Origin of the sequence: Thioalkalivibrio sp. AKL17, assembly GCF_000377885.1 — a bacterium.
GTDB classification, from domain to species: Bacteria; Pseudomonadota; Gammaproteobacteria; order Ectothiorhodospirales; family Ectothiorhodospiraceae; genus Thioalkalivibrio; species Thioalkalivibrio halophilus.
This window is the reverse complement of the sequence record NZ_KB898768.1, coordinates 287,184-303,863: the sequence shown is the minus strand read 5'-3', so window position 1 is coordinate 303,863 and position 16,680 is coordinate 287,184. Positions and strand designations below refer to the sequence as shown.

Below are 16,680 nucleotides of genomic sequence, written 5' to 3'. Positions count from 1 at the left end.
TCGTCGACCTTTTCGACCGAGTCGGAGATCAGGGACTTGATCTCCTTGGCGGCCTGGGCGCTGCGCTGGGCGAGGTTGCGGACCTCGGTGGCGACGACCGCGAAGCCGCGGCCCTGTTCGCCGGCGCGGGCGGCTTCGACCGCGGCGTTGAGGGCGAGCAGATTGGTCTGGAAGGCGATCTCGTCGATGACGCCGATGATGTCGGAGATCTTTTTCGAGGACTGGTTGATCTCGCCCATGGCGCCGACGGCCTTGCTGACCACCTCGCCACCCTCGGCGGCCTTGTCGCGCGCGGCGGCGGCGAGCTGGTTGGCCTGCTTGGAGTTGTCGGCGTTGGATTTGACCGTGGAGGTCATCTCTTCCATGGAAGAGGCGGTTTCCTCCAGGGACGAGGCCTGTTCCTCGGTGCGCTGGGACAGATCGGTGTTGCCCTGGGCGATCTCGGAGGAGGCTGAACGCACGTTGTTGGCGCCCTCCAGGATCTGCCCGACCAGCCGGTCGAGGTTGTCGATGGTGTCGTGGATGGCATCGCGGAACTCCGCGAACTCGCCCTGGAAGTCCCCTTCCAGTCGTGCGGTCAGATCGCCTTCGGACATCGCCTGCATTACGCGCGAACCTTCGCGCAACGGTGGCACCACCGCGTCCAGCAGTTCGTTGACGCCCTCGGCGATGTTCTTCACGAAACCGTCGTAGTCGTCCGGGGTCAGGCGCTCGTCCAGCTTGCCGCGTGCCGCATCGCGGATCAGGGCGTCGATGTTCGCTTCGGCCTGGCGCAGGTCGGTCACGTCCTCCCATTCGACCATGTAGCCGGAAGAATTGCCGTCCTCGTCGGTCAGCTGGGTGGCCTTCAGCTCGACCTGGAGGTCACCCATGCGCAGCGTGTGTTTCGCCGGCAGTCCGGTGTGGCCGGCCCGCGATTCGCGTGGGGCATCGAGATAGATCTCGGCGAGGTTGCAGCCCCTCGGATTCAGTGGATCGAATCCGCGGGCATGCTCCTGGATCTCCTTGTGGTACTCGCGCAGAAGCGCCTGCGCCGCCGGATTGGCATAGGTCACCCGCAGGTCTGTGTCGGCCATCATCTGGGCCTGGGCCGAACCCTCGAAGGCGGAGCGCATGCGCGCCAGCTCGCGTTCGAAGCGGTTGCGCTCGGTAACGTCGTTCCACTCCACCATGTTGCCCAGATAGCGCCCGTTGGCGTCGACGATGGCCGAGGCCTTCAGCTTGAACTCAAGGTCCGCCACTTCGATCTCGGCTTCCCATGGCAGGCGCGACGGATCCTGCAGGATCGCGCGCTGGTGGGCGGGGTTCTCGTGGAACTGGTCAATGGACTGGCCGACCAGATTGTCCGGGTCGAAGTGGGGGAAGCGTTCGCGGATCGACCCCTTGCGGTTGCGAAGGAGTTCGACCACGGACTGATTCGCGTAGATGATGTTCATGTCCGGGTCGCACATCATCACCGACATGCTGGCGCCTTCGCAGGCGGCCCGCATGAACTGGGCATCCAGTTCGACGCTCGGGGTTTCGGACTGCGGGTTATCTGCCATGGCGGTGTCCTCGCTGGACGTGTTCTGCGAATTTTCGGGCTTGCTCGATGCGGCGGTCTTTCTGCGCGAACGCCGCGCGGCCGGCTTCTTCGTCGGAGTGGTGCCGGCCTGAGGGGCACTGTTGTCAGGCGTCTCGACCGCGGAGTTTTCCGGGGCGTTTTCCGCGCCCGCAGCAGGCGTGGCGCCCGGAGCGGCATCGTCCCCCGGGGCTTCCGTCGCTCCGGATTGCCCGGATGCGGATGCGCGTGCGTCCTGAGGGCGGTCCGTACCGTCTTCGGCATCCATCCAGCCCAGCGGATCGTTGCCCAGTTTGTTGCGCTTGCGTGTGCTCATTGCGTGTCCCGTCGTTCAGGCCGTTGCCGTCGCGGTTTCCATCAGGTCCCCGGCGAGCGCCTTGAAGTCCCCGGCGGCGCGATGCCGGGGCTGGTATTCGAAGATCGTCTGGCCGAAGCTCGGGCTCTCGGCCAGCACCACCGACTCGCGGATGGTGGTTTCCAGCAGTTGCGAGCCGAAGTGCTCGCGGATCCGGTCGCGCACCTCGCGGGCGTGGCGGCGCTGTTCCATGAACCGCGACAGCACGATCCATTTCGGCCGCGAGCCGCCCAGGCGCTCCTCGATGCCGTGCAGGATGCGCATCAGCCGCGACAGCCCGTTAAGCGAGAGGAAGTCGCCGGCCACCGGGATCAGCATCTCGTCGGCGGCGATGATGGCGTTCATGCCCAGCAGCCCGGCCGATGGCGGGCAGTCGATCAGCACGAAGTCGAACGGTTCGTCCATCGCCGCCAGGGCCCGCTGGAGGCGCCAGCCGCGTTCGGCACCGCCCTGGTTCAGGTTTTCCACTTCCTGCAGGTGCTCGCCGGCGGCGACCACCTTGAGTCCGTTGCCGGCCTCGCTGAAGGCGTCCTGCATGCGCGCCTCGCCGTGCAGCACCCGGTCCAGCCCGGCGGGGTCCTCCAGGCCGAAGGCCATGGTCAGGTGCCCCTGCGGGTCCGCGTCGATCGCCAGCACGCGGTTCCCGGCCAGCGCCAGCGCGTGCGAAAGGTTCAGCGTTACGGTGGTCTTGCCGACGCCGCCTTTCTGGTTGATCACCGCGAACGTGCGCATCGCTCACTCGGCCTCAGGCACTCTGGCCTTCCTGGATCGCGTCTTCGCTGGCGATCAGGCCCGGGCCGAGGAGGGTGTCGATGTCCAGCACGAGGATCATCTTTTCCTCCACCGTGGCCAGCCCGCGCACGAAGTCGATGCCGATGCGGGTGCCGAAATCCGGGGCCGGCTGCAGGTTGTCGTCGCCGATGCTGTACACCTCGGAGACCGCGTCCACCACGATGCCCATCACCCGTTCGCGGTCCTCGCTGATCACCCGCAGCATGATCACCACCGTGGTGGGGCCGTACTCCAGCGGTTCCATGCCGAAGCGCAGGCGCATGTCGATGATCGGCACGATCATGCCGCGCACGTTGATCACGCCGCGGATGTAGTCGGGCGTGTTGGGCAGCGGGGTGGGGCGTTCCCAGCCCTTGATCTCCTGCACGCGGAGGATGTCCACCCCGTATTCCTCGTCGGCCAGGATGAAGGTCAGGTACTGGTCCTCCCCGGCGGTGGCCGGGTCCTGGATCGATTGTGTCGCGTCGTTCGCCATTGCGTTCGGCTCCTTGGTGATCAGGCTGCCCGGGTGTCGCGCCCGGAGGTCATGCGGGCAATGCCCGCGACGTCCAGGATCAGCGCCACCTGGCCGTCGCCGAGAATGGTGGCCCCGGCCGTACCCGGCACCCGGCGGAAATTGGTTTCGAGCGTCTTGATGACGACCTGCTGCTGCCCCAGCAGGTCATCCACCCGCAGGGCCACGCGCTGGTTGTCCGCCTCGGCCACCACCAGCAGTGCCTTGTCCGGCATCGGGGTGGGGTCGGCCAGTCCGAACAGGGCCGCCAGGTCGACGACCGGGATATATTCATCCCGCAGGCGGTACAGCGGCAGCTTGCCGAAGGCCTGCTTCACGTTCTCGGGTTCCGTCTGCAGTGACTCGACGATCGCGATCAGCGGGATCACGAAGGTCTCGTCGTGGATCTTCAGCAGCTGGCCGTCCATGATCGACAGGGTCAGCGGCAGGCGAATGGTGACCCGCGAGCCCCGGCCCGGCTCGGAATGCAGTTCGATGTTGCCGCCGAGGCTGCGGATGTTCTTCTTCACCACGTCCATGCCCACGCCGCGGCCGGACAGGTCCGACAGCTTCTCCGCGGTGGAAAGCCCGGGCTCGAAGATGTACTGCAGGATCTCGTGCGGTTCCGGATTCTGGTCCGGCCGCAGCAGACCGGCGGCGCGGGCCTTCTCCAGGATGCGGTCGGAGTTCATCCCGCGGCCGTCGTCGCGGATCTCGATCACCACGTTGCCGCCGCGATGGTAGGCCTCCAGCGTGACCCGGCCGGTGGGGTCCTTGCCGGCCGCGCTGCGCTCGTCGGGCATCTCGATGCCATGGTCGATCGCGTTGCGCACCAGGTGCACCAGCGGATCGCCCAGGTGCTCCAGCACGGTCTTGTCGATCTCGGTGAGTTCGCCCTCCATCTGCAGGTCGATCTGCTTGCCGAGCTGGCCGGAGAGGTCGTGGACCAGGCGGGGGAAGCGGTTGAAGACCTGCGCGATGGGCACCATGCGGATGCCCATCACGCTTTCCTGCAGCTCGCGGGTATTGCGCTCCAGTTCGGCCAGCCCCGAGCGCAGGCGCTCGATCTGCTGCTCCACGCGCGCGGGGTCTTCTTCCATCTGCTCGCTGATGTCGGTGAGCATCGACTGGGTGATGACCAGCTCGCCGACCATGTCGATCAGGGCGTCGATCTTGGCGGCGTTGACCCGCATGGAGCTGGATTCGGTCGGCTTCGAGGCCGCGCGTGCGGGGGCTCCGGCCGCGCTGTCCTCACCGCCGGGGGGCGCGGATGCCGGGCCGGAGCTCTCCGGGGGCGGGTCCACCGGGGGTTGCCCGCGAGCGCTGTCGCTGCTGTTTTCGAGCGGCTCGATCGCCAGGTCGCATTCGTCCTCGACCCATTCGAAGACTTCCTCGACGTCGGCACGCTCCGCGTCGCCGCGCAGCTCCAGGGTCCAGGCGAGGTAGCTGGCTTCCGGCTCAAAGCCCTCCAGCGTCGCGGGCAGGCCCTCCGCGTCGCAGTGCACCGTCAGCTCGCCCAGCTCCTCCAGCACTTCGAACATGCGCAGCGGGTCGTTGCCGGTGCGCAGCAGGTCGGCATGCGGACGAAAATGGATACGCCAGCCGCGGGGAGTCCCGTCACTGTCCCCGGGGCCGTTCTCCGGTCCGGATCCGTCAACGTTTCCGCCCGCAGTGGGCGCCGGGGCATCCGGAGTCGCATCCGGCGCCGCGTCACCCAGGGTCGCCTCGATCAGGGCACGCACCTCGGCCGCCTCGGCCGGGTCGGCTTCGCCCCCGTCGCGGGCCGCCTGCAGCTGGCCGCGCAGCACGTCCACCGCGCGCAGCAGCAGATTGACGATCTCCGGGGTGGTCTCCTGCTGACCGTTACGCATGCGGTCGAGCAGGGTCTCCATGCCGTGGGTGAATTCGGAGATCGCGCTGAACCCGAACGTCCCGGCGCCACCCTTGATGGAGTGGGCCGCACGGAAGATCGTGTGCAGGGTTTCCTCGTCGCCGGCGTTGAGCGCCAGCAACTCGGTCTCCATGTGTTCCAGCCCCTCGAAGCTTTCTTCGAGGAAGGCCTCGGTGAACTGGGACATGTCCATGGACATGGCTAGCGCAGGACCTTGTTGACGGTGCTCATCAGCTTTTCCGGATCAAACGGCTTGACCAGCCAGCCGGTGGCGCCGGCCGCCTTGCCCTCCTGCTTCTTCTCCGGTCCGGCCTCGGTGGTCAGCACCAGGATGGGCGTGAACTTGTAGTCGGGCAGCTTGCGCAGCTCGCGGGTCAGCTCCAGTCCGTCCTTGCCGGGCATGTTTACGTCGGTGATGACCAGATCGGCCTTCAGCCCCTGTGCCTTGCTCAGGCCGTCGTTGCCGTCCCGGCCCTCGGTCACGTCGTGACCGGCCTGCTTGAGCGCGAAGCTCACCATCTGTCGCATCGAGGACGAGTCGTCCACCACCAGCACCTTGGCCATTGCGTGCCCCTGTTATCCGATTGTCTTGTTCATGCGGGCGACCCCGGGTTCGGTCGTGTGACCTGCCAGCAAGCCGTGTGCCGGGGTCGCCGTCGAATTGTCCGAAAAAACCTGTACAAGGACTGTACAGCAAACTCGGGGTCCGTCACAGAATTTAACGGGTCCCGGATGAAAAACTTGAGCCGAGCGGTTCCGCTCCGCGGAAAAACGACAAAATCTTGACCATTCCTGTACAGCTGGAAAGGCTTTGTGTCCTGCTGTCGTCAGGATCCTGGCTGGTTCGCGGAGTCCTGCACGTGGCCCTCCAGGCCCAGGCGCTGCAGGCCGCTTTCCAGGGCGGGGCTGACGGGATCGAGTGTCATGGGCTGGCCGCGGCGTTCGGCTTCCCGGCGCAGCATCGCCAGCAGCTGCAGACCGGCGGTGTCGGTGTCCCGGACGCTGTCACCGTCCAGCCGCAGGGGCTGGCCCTGGTCCAGGGTCTGGCGCGCGGCTTCGGTCAGCGCCTCGACGGCATCGATGCGCAGGCGTTCCGGCAGTTCGATGGCGGGCTGTTCGTTGGTATTCATGCGGGCTCCTGGTTCATGCTGCGAGATGTCGCGTGCGGTCGTTCCTGTCTGTGTCGGCATCCGAACACAGGGTTTGAGGTTCGTCACGTTTTCACAAGTTCCGTTTCTTTTTTCCGGGGGCACTCGCGATGGTCCGTTCCGGTCCGCCGCATCGACGCATCATCGCCTTGCCGGGGCGGCCGGAGGTCTGCGAGTGCGCGGGCGAATGGCTGCGGCAACAGGCCGGTGGCCACGACGTCCTGTGGGTGGGCCGCAGCGCGCCCGCGGATCTGCCCTCGGTGCGTCCGGCCCAGGCCGGAGACTGGCTGGGCCGCGAGCGCGACGTGGTGGTATTCGAGGCGCAGTCCGGTGTCCCCGCCGATGCCCTGGTGATCGTCAGCGGCATCCTGCGCGGGGGTGGGGTGCTGGTGCTGCTCACGGATGCCGGTGGCGCCACGCCGTTCGGCGAGCGCTGGCGGCAGGCGCTGGCGGAAGCGGTGGTGGAGCATCCCGACCCTGGACGGCCGGCGAACTGGCCGCGCCCCGCTGGCGCCGTGCCCGGCGAGGGCTGGACCGACGACCAGCAGCGGGTGCTGGAGCGGCTGCGCGACCCGGGCGAACCGGACGCCCCGGGCGGGCGGCGCTGCGACGTGGTGATTGCCCCGCGCGGGCGCGGCAAGTCCACCGTGCTCGGACAGTGGCTGGGTGAACATCTGCGGCTGTCGGGCGCTCCGGACGGGGAGATTGCCGTGACCGCGCCGGCCCCCGCCGCGGCCGAGCGCCTGCTGGCGCAGGCTGCGGAAGGCTCGCCCGTCGTGGATCCCGCGACGCTGTATTGCGCACCGGCGGTCCTGCTGGATACCCCGGCACGGCCCGACCTGCTGACCGTGGACGAGGCCGCGGCCATCCCGGTGGAGCGCCTGCTGGAACTGACCCGGCGCGCCCGGCGGGTGGTGCTGGCGACCACCACCGGAGGATTCGAGGGCAGCGGTCAGGGGTTCCGCCTGCGGGTGCTGCCGGCACTGGAACGGGCCGGCCTGTCGCCGCGGATCCTGCGCCTGCACGAGCCCGTGCGCTGGGCCGCGGGCGATCCGCTGGAAGACTGGATCAACCGGCTGTTCCTGCTGGAGGCGAGCAGCCACGAGCCGTCGCCCCAGGCCGTGCGTCTGGCGTGGCGCTCGCCGGCCGAGCTCGCGGGCGATGCTGCCCGTCTGCAGGCGCTGACCGGCCTGGTGGCCGACGCGCATTATCGTACCCGGCCCTCGGATCTGCAGCGCTGGCTGGATGATCCCGATCTGCATGTGCTGCTGCTGGAAGGCGTGCGCGACGGCGCGCTTTTCGGGGCGGTGCTGGTGCAGGCCGAGCCGGGGCTGGAGCCGGAGCTGGCGGACGCGGTGTGGGCCGGCGAACGGCGGCCGCCGGGGCGCTTCCTGCCGTGCACCCTGGCTGCGGTGGGTTCCTTTTCACTGGCGGGGCAGACCGCCTGGCGGATCCACCGGATCGCGGTGCATCCCGCCTGGCAGGGGCGCGGGCTGGGCACGCGCCTGCTGCGCGCCGTGGCCGAACGTGCCGCGCAGGACGGGGTGGGGCTCCTGGGCGCGGCGTTCGGGGTGACCCCCGGCATGCTGCACTTCTGGCGGCGCGAGGGCTTCGCGCCGGTGCGTCTGGGCGTGCGCCCGGATCCGGCCAGCGGGCAGGTCACGCTGATCGTGATGCGTGCGCTGGCCGAGGCCGGCGAGGCGTGGCCGGCGCTGGCGGCTGTGCAGGGAAGACCCGAACGAGTACGTTATGATGGGCCGAGACGAGCCGGCGAGGCGTGGCCGGCGCTGGCGGCTGTGCAGGGGGCTTTCGCCCGCGACTGGCCGCTATGGCGCGCGCTGGCCGCGGAGCAGCTGGACAGCGCCACCACCCGCGCCATCGAGCAGAGCCTGCCGGCGCCCGGCGAGCATGGCGAAGTCGATGCGGACGATCGCGCCTCGATCGAGGCGTTTGCCCACCGCAGCCGGAGCTTCGAGTGGGCCCTGCCGGCCCTGCGCCGGGCCCTGATGGCCGACACCCGGCCGGATCGCGCGCCGGAACAGAACCCGGGCCAGGACTCGGGCCAGGCCCTGCTGCATGCCGCGTGCGTGCAGCAGCAGGACTGGGCGGCCCTGCAAGCGCTGGCCGGGGTCTCCGGTCGGCGCGGGGTCATCCGCCGCCTGCGCGGGGCGGCGGCCAGGTGGCTGGCCGAAACCCGGCCCGAGATTCGGCCCGAGATCCGGCCCGAAATCCGCTAGTCCACCCGCACCAGGCGCGAGCTGACCAGCTCGCCGTGGCGCAGCATCGCGTCGTACAGGGCCTCGCTGCGTTCGGCCAGTTCGGCGTCGTCGTCCCAGGCTCCGGGGCGGTCGAATGCGTCGCCGGCGCGGTACCCGTTGCCTACGGCCTGCACGAAGGCCGCGGCGGCGCGGGTGGTGACGGTCGGGTCGCTGACCGAGCCGTCGCCATGGTCCAGGCGGGCCGGCACGTAGTCGCCGTCGAGCTGGTATTCGAGCGCGCCGAGGAACATGCGGTCCAGTGCCCGGCCCACCTTCTGCTCCAGTTCGGGGTGACGTTCGCCCATCAGGCCGGACGTGCCGTCGCGCTCGCGCAGGATGGAAAACCCGCCGGTGACCTGATGCACGAAGCGCCACTGGCCGCCGACATCCACCTCGTCCGACGCGGCCATGGCCCGGCCGTCGACGAATTCCAGGCGCGCGGGCAGGCCCCAGTCACGCAGCGGCCCGTGTCCGTCCAGCACGGCCGTGGTGATGGCCGCGGCGCGATCCGCCAGGGTTTCCGCCCGTTCCTGGTCGTCATCGTCACCGTACAGCGCCAGCATCTCGTACAAGCCCTTGTGCCCGCGCAGCATGGCACCGAGCTGGTCGACGGACCACTCGGTACCCTCGTCCAGTACGTAGACCCCGGCGTCTGCGTCCCAGGCCTCGTCGGCCCGGTCCGCGACCGCGCGGGCGACCGCGACCAGGTCGTCGCGCGAATGGCCCAGCCAGCCGGCCAGCGCGTCCCGGTCGAGCTGGCCCATGTCATCGGCGCCACCCGGCTTGTCCTGGCGGACCCAGGCATAGGCCGAGGCGTGCAGCGCATCCATGCCGTAGGCGAAGGCCTCGGCATCGCTGGCGTCGGCACCGTGGATTCGGCCGTCTTCGTGGCGCGTGTTGACCAGATGGTTTTCCAGCTGCGAGATCATCGGGCTGGGCTTGTGGGTGAGGTCGTCGTACAGCCCGAGGTCCTCGAACCGGCCCGCGCTGTGGTGCATGTGATAAAGATAGGAGGCTTCGGCGTAGGCGGCTGGTGCGGCCTCCTCTTCCCCTTCGGCATGGGCGCGGAGGCGACCCTCGTCGAGGAACGCCCCCTCGGCATAGCCCAGCAGGCCCAGCCAGCGTTTGCCGACCGCCTGCATCGGGTCTCCGGCCAGTTCCGGGCGATAGCCTTCATGGCCCATCTCGCTGTCGCGCATCAGCCGGCCCTTGACCGTCAGGGCCCCGAGGGCGGCGAAGGTGTCCTCCGCCCGTGCGCCGTCGACGGAGACCAGCGGCTGGCCGTCCCGGTCCAGGGTCTGGGCGACCGTGCCGGTGCCGGTGCCGGTGTCCGCATGCGCGGCGCCTCCCGCGAGGCTCAGCGCCGCGATCAGGGTCCCGCCGAATCGAGTCTTTGCAGCCATCATGAAACCTCCTGGATCATCCTTTGTGGTGTTCGAAACCGGGCGGCAGGTGCTCGCGCATCGCATCGCTCAGCGGGACATCGTGCACTACCATCACCGGCAGGCTGGCGTGGCGCACCAGCCACTCGGTGGCCGAGCCCGACAGCATGCTGGCGAGCTGGCTGCGCCCGCGGGTGCCCATCACGATCAGTTCCCCGTCCCATTCCTCGGCGAGGCGCGAGATCTCCTCGGGTGCACTGCCCACGGCCACCGCGCATTCCTCGTCGTCCCGTGCCCATTCCTTCAGCCGGGCATAGGCCTGCTCCTCCGCCGACTGGCGCATGTCTTTCGAATGCAGCGGCGAGGAGCCGGCCCCGGCCATGGCCCCGGCCGCGCTGCCGCGGGCGACATCCGCGGGTTTCATCACGTGCAGCAGGCGGCGCGTGGCACCGGGACAATGGTGCCGAGAGATAGCGAGGGCCGCGGCCGAGGCGGAAGAAAAATCGATGGCGACAATGACGCGTTGCAGCATGCGGAAATCCTGACTTTCGAGCGTGCGTGGCGGGGGCGACCCCGTTGGACTTTGAGGCTGGCACTTCAGAAAACGCTGATGAGGTGTTAGACTCTCGCGCCTTTCTCACGGGCGGTTCCTGTGACCTGCTCCTCGTCCGTGATCCAGCGCCGTAACTGGTGGCCACGGGATGCCTAGCAGTACCCCACTGACCGGTGCCCGTCAATCCCACCCGTCTTATCACTGCAGTCGCGGTCTGCACCGTGCTCAGGGCCGGCGCGTCAAACCTCTGATTCGGGAGATTTGCCGTGCAGCAGACGCTACAGGCCTTCTGGCAACGCCAGCGTGACATCTGGTTCTTCAACGTCCGCGGCGATCTGATCGCCGGGATCGTCGTCGCCCTCGCCCTCATTCCCGAGGCGATCGCGTTTTCCATCATCGCCGGCGTGGACCCTTCGGTGGGGCTGTACGCGTCCTTCTCCATGGCGGTGGTGATCGCCTTCACCGGTGGTCGCCCCGGCATGATCTCCGCGGCTACCGGGGCCATGGCCCTGCTGATGGTCACCCTGGTGGCGGAGCACGGGTTGCAGTACCTGCTGGCCGCGACCCTGCTGACCGGGGTGATCCAGCTACTGTTCGCCTGGGCGAAGCTGGGGCGTTACATGATGTTCATCCCGCGCACCGTGATGGTCGGGTTCGTGAACGCGCTGGCGATCCTGATCTTCATGTCGCAGGTGCCGTATCTGGTGGACGGTGACACCACCATGTGGGTGCTGGTCTCCGTCGGCCTGCTGATCCTCTACGGCCTGCCGCTGATCCCGGGCTATCCCAAACTGCTGCCGCCTCCGCTGGTGGCCATCGTGGTCCTGACCATCGTGGTCTACTACATGGGCCTGCCCACCATGGAAGTGGGCGACATGGGCGAGCTGCCCGACGGCCTGCCGGTGTTCCTGTTCCCCGACATCCCGTGGAACCTCGAGACCCTGCAGATCATCTTCCCCACCGCGTTCTCGCTGGCTGTGGTCGGTCTGCTGGAATCGCTGATGACGGCGCAGGTGGTGGACGATCTCACCGACACTCCCTCCGGCAAGAACCGCGAGGCCCAGGGCCAGGGCATCGCCAACATCGTGACCGGCTTCTTCGGCGGCATGGCCAGCTGCGCGATGATCGGGCAGTCGGTCATCAACATCAAATCCGGCGGTCTGGGACGGCTGTCTACCCTGTCGGCGGGTCTGTACCTGCTGTTCTTCATCCTTGTGCTGGGGGATCTGGTGTCGATCATCCCCATGGCCGCACTGGTGGCCGTGATGATCATGGTCTCCATCGCCACCTTCGACTGGAGCTCGCTGACCACCCTGCACAAGCTTCCGCGCACCGATGCCACCGTGCTCATCGTGACCGTGGGCGTGACCGTGGTGACCCACGACCTCTCGCTGGGCGTGTTCGCCGGCGTATTGCTCAGCGCGGTGTTCTTCGCGCGCAAGATGGTCAACGCCGTCCATGTGGAAAGCGAACGACCGGAAGGAAGCAGGATCCGTACGTACAAGGTCCGCGGGCAGCTGTTCTTCGTGGCCGTGGACAAGTTCATCGACAGCTTCGACTACCGCGAGCGCATTCATCACGTGGTCATCGACCTCAGCGAAGCCTCGCTGTGGGACAGCTCCGCGGTGGCCGCCATCGACAAGGTGGTGGCCAAGTTCCGCCGCAACGGCATGGAAGTGGAAGTGAAGGCCCCGCCCGGCCAGAGCGGCGAGCTCCACGACAAGCTTGCCCTGCACGACAAGGAAGGCGGCGCCAGCGAACCCGGGGGCCACTGATCCGCGCCGGCACGTGACCGTGCGCCCCGGGGCATTGCACTATCGTCCGGCGCCCGCGTTCAGGGCTGCGTCCAGTTGTTCGGTGACGTGGTCGGCGATGCGGGTGTCGAGCCAGTAACGGGGGCGCCCGGGCACGTCTCCGGCCACAAAGCCGACATGCCCGCCGCGCGCCTGCAGCTCCAGCCGGACCCCGGAGCCCAGTTCGCGGGTGGCGGGGACGCTGGTGCCCGGGACGAACGGGTCGTCCGCGGCATGCAGGATGAGGGTCGGCTGGCGGATCGCGCCCAGGCGCGGGCGGCAGCTGGCCCGGGCGTAGTAGTCGGCACTGTCGCGAAAGCCGTGCAGCGGGGCGGTGATGCGCTCGTCGAACTCGCGCAGCCGGCGCATGCGGCGTAGCTCCGCGAGCGGCAGCGGGGCATCGTCGCGTGCTGCGAACTTGCGCAGCGTGACCCGGCGCAGACCGCGCATCAGATGCCACTGGTAGACCCGCGCGAAGCCGCGCTCCAGGGCATCGGCGCTGGCGGCCAGATCGAACGGCACCGATACCGCCACAGCGGTGGCCAGCGGCGCGTCGCCGCGTTCCCCCAGCCACGACAGCAGCATGGAACCGCTCAGGGAAAACCCGCAGACCGCCATCGGCCGGGTGGGGTCGCGTCGACGCAGGGTCTCCACCACGTGGTCGAGGTCGTCCCATGCCGCCGCGTGATAGCTGCGGCGCAGCCGGTTCGGGTGCGAGCCGGCCCCGCGCGAGATCAGCACCGCGCTGCCGATCCCGCGCCGCGCCAGCGCCGCCACCACCCCCAGCGCATAGCCCGAGGTCTCGTCGCCGCCCAGACCGTGGCCCACCAGCACCAGACCGCGGCCCGGTGGCCCCCAGGCCAGTTCCAGGAAATCCCCGTCCGGCAGTTCCAGGCGTTCGCGCTCCAGCCGCACCGGTGGCGGCGCGCGAAACAGTGCCGGAAAGACCGTCTGCGCATGGCGCCCCGCCAGCCACCAGGCCGGCCGGAACGCCTGATCCGTCTTGCCCTCGAACGGGTCGCTCAACCTCTGGCCTCCTCGATCGCCACCGGATGCATTCGCGGACAGCGAGCAGGCCATGAAGTGCCCCGAGCGCGCTCGAACCTGGCCACGGCGCCAAAGACGTGGGAAACGATCTTGCCTCCGGGTGTCCTGGTGTCGATCGTTTTCGAGACTCCCCGCTCAGTGATCGCAGGGATGGACTCGGGGCCGGATGCCGCGCTAACTTAGCACAAGGTAATACCTAGTAATACGAGGTCCGCCATGGCAACGTCCCTGAAAATCGATGACGCACTGAAAGCCCGCCTCCAGGATCTCGCCGCCCAACGCCGACGGTCGCCCCACTGGATCATGCTCGAAGCCATCCGCCAATACGTTGACCGCGAGGAAGCCCGAGAGAGTTTCAGGCAGGAAGCCCTGGCGTCCTGGTCGGCCTATCGGGAAACCGGCCAGCACCTGACCGGGCAGGAAGCCCGCGACTGGTTGAGAACATGGGGCACTGACGATGAAGGAACCGTGCCCGAGTGCCACGAGTAATCGTCACCGCAGGCGCCGCAGAAGGTTTGGAGCGATGCAGGCGGGCTCTCGCCACTAAAGCTCCGGATGCGGCCAGGCGCGCGGGTCAGGTGATCGAGCGGCAATTCCTGCTGCTGGAAACGGCCCCCGATATTGGGCGACCGGACCCTGAAATCCCCGAACTGCGTGAGCTGGTGATTGCCTTCGGCGACTCCGGATTCGTGGCCCTCTACCGTCACGAACCGGCCGACGACGCCGTGTACGTCCTCGCCTTCCGGCACCAGAAAGAGGCGGGTTACTGAATGCGGAGCCCGAGCTTCAATCGCTTGTGCCGTGCATCGGTCACGAACAGCGGAATCCGTAACCGCGGCTTACAGGTTCGGGGCCGGAATTTTCAGATCGTCCGGGGTGAGGCGGTGCGGCAGGAGCGCCTGGACGGCGTCGGGTGCGGCCACTGGACGGTGGGGCGCGCTTACTTGCCCGGCGTCCGCCGACGGTAGACCCCCAGCTCCAGGCGCTCCCAGGGGTCTTCGCTGTCGCGCTTTTTGATGATGCGGGCCACCAGATCCTCGTTGCGGTCCAGCAGCTCCGCCGCCATGTCGTTCTCGTCGCGCGGCAGATACCCCAGCTGGTGATCCAGCCAGCACACCGCCACTGCGTTCGGATCGACCGGATTCAGCCGCTCGCGCTGCACCGTCAGCCCCTGCCCGCGGCGCAGGTGCGGCCACAGCCGCGGCGCCTCGTGATGCCGATACCCCGCCAGCGGAATCCGTTGCAGGAGCTCCTCCGTGGTAGCCGTGTTCTGAATCCGGTCCCGCCGCGCATAATAACCGCGCAGCACGGGAACGGGCCGGGCCTGATCGGGAAAACGGGAGCCGTTGCGTTGCATGGGAACCTCCGGGGTTCGTGTTGCCAGTACCCGTATCCCACCACAGGCGGTGGCTCACACAGTGAGCCACCCGGCCGGGGCGTCGCTACCGTGGTCTCCGTTGGGGCTGTTTCGTTTGTTGCGTTTGTGCTCCTGGTGCGCCCATATCGAAGGAAGACGAGAGGAACGACGATGAACGCCCACGAAAGGAACAGCGGCCTGCCCGACCCTGAAGACGCCGCTCTGGCGCGCGAAGGCGCGAGCGAACTGGCCCGGCTGCTCGCAGAGAAGCCCGAGGCCGAACGGGTGCAGATCCGTCTGGACGGAGCCGACCTGATCGTGCCGCGGCAGGCGGTCTCTCTGTTGCGCGACATCCTTGCCCAGATGGCCCAGGGGAACGCAGTAACGGTGGTCCCGACCCACGCGGAACTGAGCACCCAGGAGGCGGCCACGATCATCAACGTGTCGCGGCCATTTGTCGTCAAACTGCTCGAGCGGGGCGATATCCCGTTTCGCAAGGCCGGCACGCACCGCCGCATCCGTTATGAAGACCTCATGAACTACAAGGCGCGCATGGACGCCGACAGCCGCGAAGCAATGGATGCTCTGGCCGCGCAAGCGCAGGAGCTGGACATGGACTATTGATGCATGCGCTTCAGCTCTTGACTGATCATCCCCGGGCTGCGGCCCAGCGTCCGCGCAATCGCCCCCTGCGAGCGCCCCAGCCCGCGCAACGCACTGATCTGATATCGTTCTTCCTGGGTCAGCTGCCTGTAGTGCCTCATCGGTACGCCTGAATGGGTTTGGGGTGAGAGCCACCCATTCTACGGCGGCAGCTGGCCCACCCCTTCCGGGTTCAGGCGTTGCAGTTATTCTATGAATTCAGGTGCCCATTGTTGTTGATGTCCCTGATTCCATCCTGGTTCTCCAGAACGCGCTCTCTGGATTCCGGCTCTTCCAGTAAGGTGCAGAGGGTCTCGACGGTCTCTCTGTCGGGCAAGTTCTTGTCGTCGAGGGATTCGCCGGCGGTGGCCATCAGCGGAAAGCATAAGGTGATTGCGGTTGCGATCCTTGCAATGGGCATGAGTAACTCCACAGGTTCAGGTGTAGCGGGCGGCGGCTTCGCGCAGGGTGTCGGCCACGCGCTGGCGCAGGGATTCGGGGGCGATGACTTCCACGCCGGGGCCGTGGCGCAGGATCTCCTGGATCAGTTCGGTGGGGTCGGAGTAGGGGATCTGCAGTTCCCAGGTGTCGCCGCGGTACTGGCCGATCTGGTCGGGGTGCCAGGTTTCGTCGGCGACCCAGCGGGCGTGTTCGGGCGTGAAGCGCAGTACGGCCCATTCGCTGGCGGGGCCGGTGAAGATGCCGAAGGCGGCGCCGACGTGGCGGTCGAGGTCGGCATCGGCTTCTTCCCGCAGCGGGGTGTCCTGCACGGGGGTGGCGGCACGGATGCGTTCCAGGGCGAAGGTGCGCAGGGCTTGGGCGTTTTCGCACCAGGCGATCAGGTACCAGTTGTCGCGGTAGTAGAGCAGACGCTGCGGGTGGATGCGGCGGCGGGTAGCGCTGTCGCGGGCGCGGCCGTGGTAGTCGATGTCCAGCGGGTGGCCGGCGAGGGTGGCCTCGGCGGCGATGCGGAAGGTGTCGGCGGCGCTGGTGCGATGGGCCTGGGGCTGGATCTGGATGCGCCGGCGAAGTTCGGTGGAGTCCTGGCCGCCGCTCTCCAGCAGGCGGCGGATGCGGGTCTTCATCGGGCCGATGACGGGGGCGAGCAGGCCCGGCTGCATGTCCTCCAGCAGCTGTTCCATGGTCAGCAGGGCGAGCAGTTCGGATTCGTTGAACCACAGCCCCGGCAGCTCGAAGGCCGGGGCGTCGGGGTCGTAGCGGTAGCCGTTGGCCTGCGCGTCGTACTCGATCGGTGCCTGCATGAAGTCACGCATGTATTCGATGTCGCGCTTGAGGGTGGCGCGCGACACCCCGAGCTGTTCCACCAGCTGCGCCAGCGAGGGCGGCTGGCGGCTTTCCTTGAGCCGGCGATGCAGGTGGAAGATGCGTTCGGCGCGGTTCATGGGGA

At 68.1% G+C, this 16,680-nt stretch carries 17 protein-coding genes and 1 pseudogene; 5 read left to right on the top strand and 13 right to left on the bottom strand.

Features of this window, described 5'->3' with window-relative positions:
• The 6 genes from D577_RS0111565 to D577_RS0111540 form a co-directional block, all read right to left on the bottom strand.
• Positions 1-1,877 (bottom strand): methyl-accepting chemotaxis protein (locus D577_RS0111565; protein WP_026289038.1); only part of this gene is annotated, 1,877 nt, incomplete at its 3' end.
• A gap of 15 nt (positions 1,878-1,892) precedes the next feature.
• On the bottom strand, positions 1,893-2,648 hold the full coding sequence (locus tag D577_RS0111560; RefSeq protein WP_018947630.1) for a ParA family protein: 756 nt from the start codon (positions 2,646-2,648) through the stop codon (positions 1,893-1,895).
• 13 nt (positions 2,649-2,661) lie between these two features.
• Entirely contained in the window at positions 2,662-3,183 is a 522-nt protein-coding gene (locus tag D577_RS0111555; protein ID WP_018947629.1) for a chemotaxis protein CheW, read from the bottom strand.
• A gap of 20 nt (positions 3,184-3,203) precedes the next feature.
• Positions 3,204-5,291 carry a chemotaxis protein CheA gene (locus tag D577_RS0111550; RefSeq protein WP_018947628.1) on the bottom strand — a complete coding sequence of 696 codons (2,088 nt, stop codon included), beginning with the start codon at positions 5,289-5,291 and terminating at the stop codon, positions 3,204-3,206.
• A gap of 2 nt (positions 5,292-5,293) precedes the next feature.
• A complete protein-coding gene (locus D577_RS0111545; protein ID WP_018869626.1) occupies positions 5,294-5,656 on the bottom strand; it encodes a response regulator in 363 nt (120 codons plus the stop codon).
• 263 nt (positions 5,657-5,919) lie between these two features.
• Positions 5,920-6,222, bottom strand: coding sequence for an STAS domain-containing protein (locus D577_RS0111540; protein WP_018947627.1), 303 nt, complete (start codon positions 6,220-6,222; stop codon positions 5,920-5,922).
• Positions 6,223-6,350: 128 nt separating this feature from the next.
• Here D577_RS0111540 and D577_RS0111535 point away from each other — a divergent pair, with 128 nt between their 5' ends.
• On the top strand, positions 6,351-8,477 hold the full coding sequence (locus D577_RS0111535; protein WP_018947626.1) for a GNAT family N-acetyltransferase: 2,127 nt from the start codon (positions 6,351-6,353) through the stop codon (positions 8,475-8,477).
• On the opposite strand, the gene D577_RS0111530 is transcribed toward D577_RS0111535, so the two are convergent.
• The gene (locus D577_RS0111530; protein ID WP_018947625.1) at positions 8,474-9,904 is read right to left on the bottom strand and encodes a hypothetical protein; all 1,431 of its coding nucleotides are present in this window, start codon (positions 9,902-9,904) and stop codon (positions 8,474-8,476) included. The genes D577_RS0111535 and D577_RS0111530 overlap by 4 nt on opposite strands.
• Before the next feature lie 13 nt (positions 9,905-9,917).
• The gene (locus D577_RS0111525; RefSeq protein ID WP_018947624.1) at positions 9,918-10,412 is read right to left on the bottom strand and encodes a universal stress protein; all 495 of its coding nucleotides are present in this window, start codon (positions 10,410-10,412) and stop codon (positions 9,918-9,920) included.
• 287 nt (positions 10,413-10,699) lie between these two features.
• Here D577_RS0111525 and D577_RS0111520 point away from each other — a divergent pair, with 287 nt between their 5' ends.
• Positions 10,700-12,208 (top strand): SulP family inorganic anion transporter, encoded by a 1,509-nt coding sequence (locus D577_RS0111520; protein ID WP_018947623.1) that lies wholly within the window; start codon positions 10,700-10,702, stop codon positions 12,206-12,208.
• Positions 12,209-12,247: 39 nt separating this feature from the next.
• Here D577_RS0111520 and D577_RS0111515 read toward each other — a convergent pair whose 3' ends face one another.
• Positions 12,248-13,252, bottom strand: coding sequence for a hydrolase (locus D577_RS0111515; RefSeq protein ID WP_018947622.1), 1,005 nt, complete (start codon positions 13,250-13,252; stop codon positions 12,248-12,250).
• A 237-nt stretch (positions 13,253-13,489) separates the two neighbouring features.
• Between D577_RS0111515 and D577_RS0111510 the strand changes: the two genes are divergently transcribed.
• Together D577_RS0111510 and D577_RS0111505 are read left to right on the top strand one after the other, a co-directional pair.
• Positions 13,490-13,762: a CopG family ribbon-helix-helix protein gene (locus D577_RS0111510; RefSeq protein ID WP_018947621.1), complete on the top strand. Its 273-nt coding sequence runs from the start codon at positions 13,490-13,492 to the stop codon at positions 13,760-13,762.
• Positions 13,763-13,788: 26 nt separating this feature from the next.
• Positions 13,789-14,043 carry a type II toxin-antitoxin system RelE/ParE family toxin gene (locus tag D577_RS0111505; RefSeq protein ID WP_024329990.1) on the top strand — a complete coding sequence of 85 codons (255 nt, stop codon included), beginning with the start codon at positions 13,789-13,791 and terminating at the stop codon, positions 14,041-14,043.
• A 170-nt stretch (positions 14,044-14,213) separates the two neighbouring features.
• On the opposite strand, the gene D577_RS0111500 is transcribed toward D577_RS0111505, so the two are convergent.
• The gene (locus D577_RS0111500; protein WP_018947620.1) at positions 14,214-14,630 is read right to left on the bottom strand and encodes an HIRAN domain-containing protein; all 417 of its coding nucleotides are present in this window, start codon (positions 14,628-14,630) and stop codon (positions 14,214-14,216) included.
• A 171-nt stretch (positions 14,631-14,801) separates the two neighbouring features.
• Between D577_RS0111500 and D577_RS0111495 the strand changes: the two genes are divergently transcribed.
• Positions 14,802-15,254 carry an excisionase family DNA-binding protein gene (locus tag D577_RS0111495; RefSeq protein WP_018947619.1) on the top strand — a complete coding sequence of 151 codons (453 nt, stop codon included), beginning with the start codon at positions 14,802-14,804 and terminating at the stop codon, positions 15,252-15,254.
• A gap of 5 nt (positions 15,255-15,259) precedes the next feature.
• Here the strand turns inward: D577_RS0111495 and D577_RS14085 are convergent.
• From D577_RS14085 to D577_RS0111480, 3 genes and pseudogenes are all read right to left on the bottom strand, one after another.
• Positions 15,260-15,394 (bottom strand): annotated as a pseudogene (locus D577_RS14085) (helix-turn-helix domain-containing protein); the annotation flags it as partial.
• 89 nt (positions 15,395-15,483) lie between these two features.
• Positions 15,484-15,693, bottom strand: coding sequence for a hypothetical protein (locus tag D577_RS14265; RefSeq protein WP_018947617.1), 210 nt, complete (start codon positions 15,691-15,693; stop codon positions 15,484-15,486).
• Positions 15,694-15,709: 16 nt separating this feature from the next.
• Positions 15,710-16,675 (bottom strand): YafY family protein, encoded by a 966-nt coding sequence (locus tag D577_RS0111480; protein WP_018947616.1) that lies wholly within the window; start codon positions 16,673-16,675, stop codon positions 15,710-15,712.
• Positions 16,676-16,680 lie beyond the last annotated feature (5 nt).

What these genes read in the sequence shown, in the direction of transcription:
- D577_RS0111510 (WP_018947621.1), top strand. Translation starts at nt 13,490, where the DNA reads ATGGCAACGTCCCTGAAAATCGATGACGCACTGAAAGCCCGCCTCCAG.
- D577_RS0111550 (WP_018947628.1), bottom strand. Translation starts at nt 5,291, where the DNA reads ATGTCCATGGACATGTCCCAGTTCACCGAGGCCTTCCTCGAAGAAAGC.
- D577_RS0111545 (WP_018869626.1), bottom strand. Translation starts at nt 5,656, where the DNA reads ATGGCCAAGGTGCTGGTGGTGGACGACTCGTCCTCGATGCGACAGATG.
- D577_RS0111530 (WP_018947625.1), bottom strand. Translation starts at nt 9,904, where the DNA reads ATGATGGCTGCAAAGACTCGATTCGGCGGGACCCTGATCGCGGCGCTG.
- D577_RS0111495 (WP_018947619.1), top strand. Translation starts at nt 14,802, where the DNA reads ATGAACGCCCACGAAAGGAACAGCGGCCTGCCCGACCCTGAAGACGCC.
- D577_RS0111535 (WP_018947626.1), top strand. Translation starts at nt 6,351, where the DNA reads ATGGTCCGTTCCGGTCCGCCGCATCGACGCATCATCGCCTTGCCGGGG.
- D577_RS0111555 (WP_018947629.1), bottom strand. Translation starts at nt 3,183, where the DNA reads ATGGCGAACGACGCGACACAATCGATCCAGGACCCGGCCACCGCCGGG.
- D577_RS0111500 (WP_018947620.1), bottom strand. Translation starts at nt 14,630, where the DNA reads ATGCAACGCAACGGCTCCCGTTTTCCCGATCAGGCCCGGCCCGTTCCC.
- D577_RS14265 (WP_018947617.1), bottom strand. Translation starts at nt 15,693, where the DNA reads ATGCCCATTGCAAGGATCGCAACCGCAATCACCTTATGCTTTCCGCTG.
- D577_RS0111480 (WP_018947616.1), bottom strand. Translation starts at nt 16,675, where the DNA reads ATGAACCGCGCCGAACGCATCTTCCACCTGCATCGCCGGCTCAAGGAA.
- D577_RS0111525 (WP_018947624.1), bottom strand. Translation starts at nt 10,412, where the DNA reads ATGCTGCAACGCGTCATTGTCGCCATCGATTTTTCTTCCGCCTCGGCC.
- D577_RS0111560 (WP_018947630.1), bottom strand. Translation starts at nt 2,648, where the DNA reads ATGCGCACGTTCGCGGTGATCAACCAGAAAGGCGGCGTCGGCAAGACC.
- D577_RS0111540 (WP_018947627.1), bottom strand. Translation starts at nt 6,222, where the DNA reads ATGAATACCAACGAACAGCCCGCCATCGAACTGCCGGAACGCCTGCGC.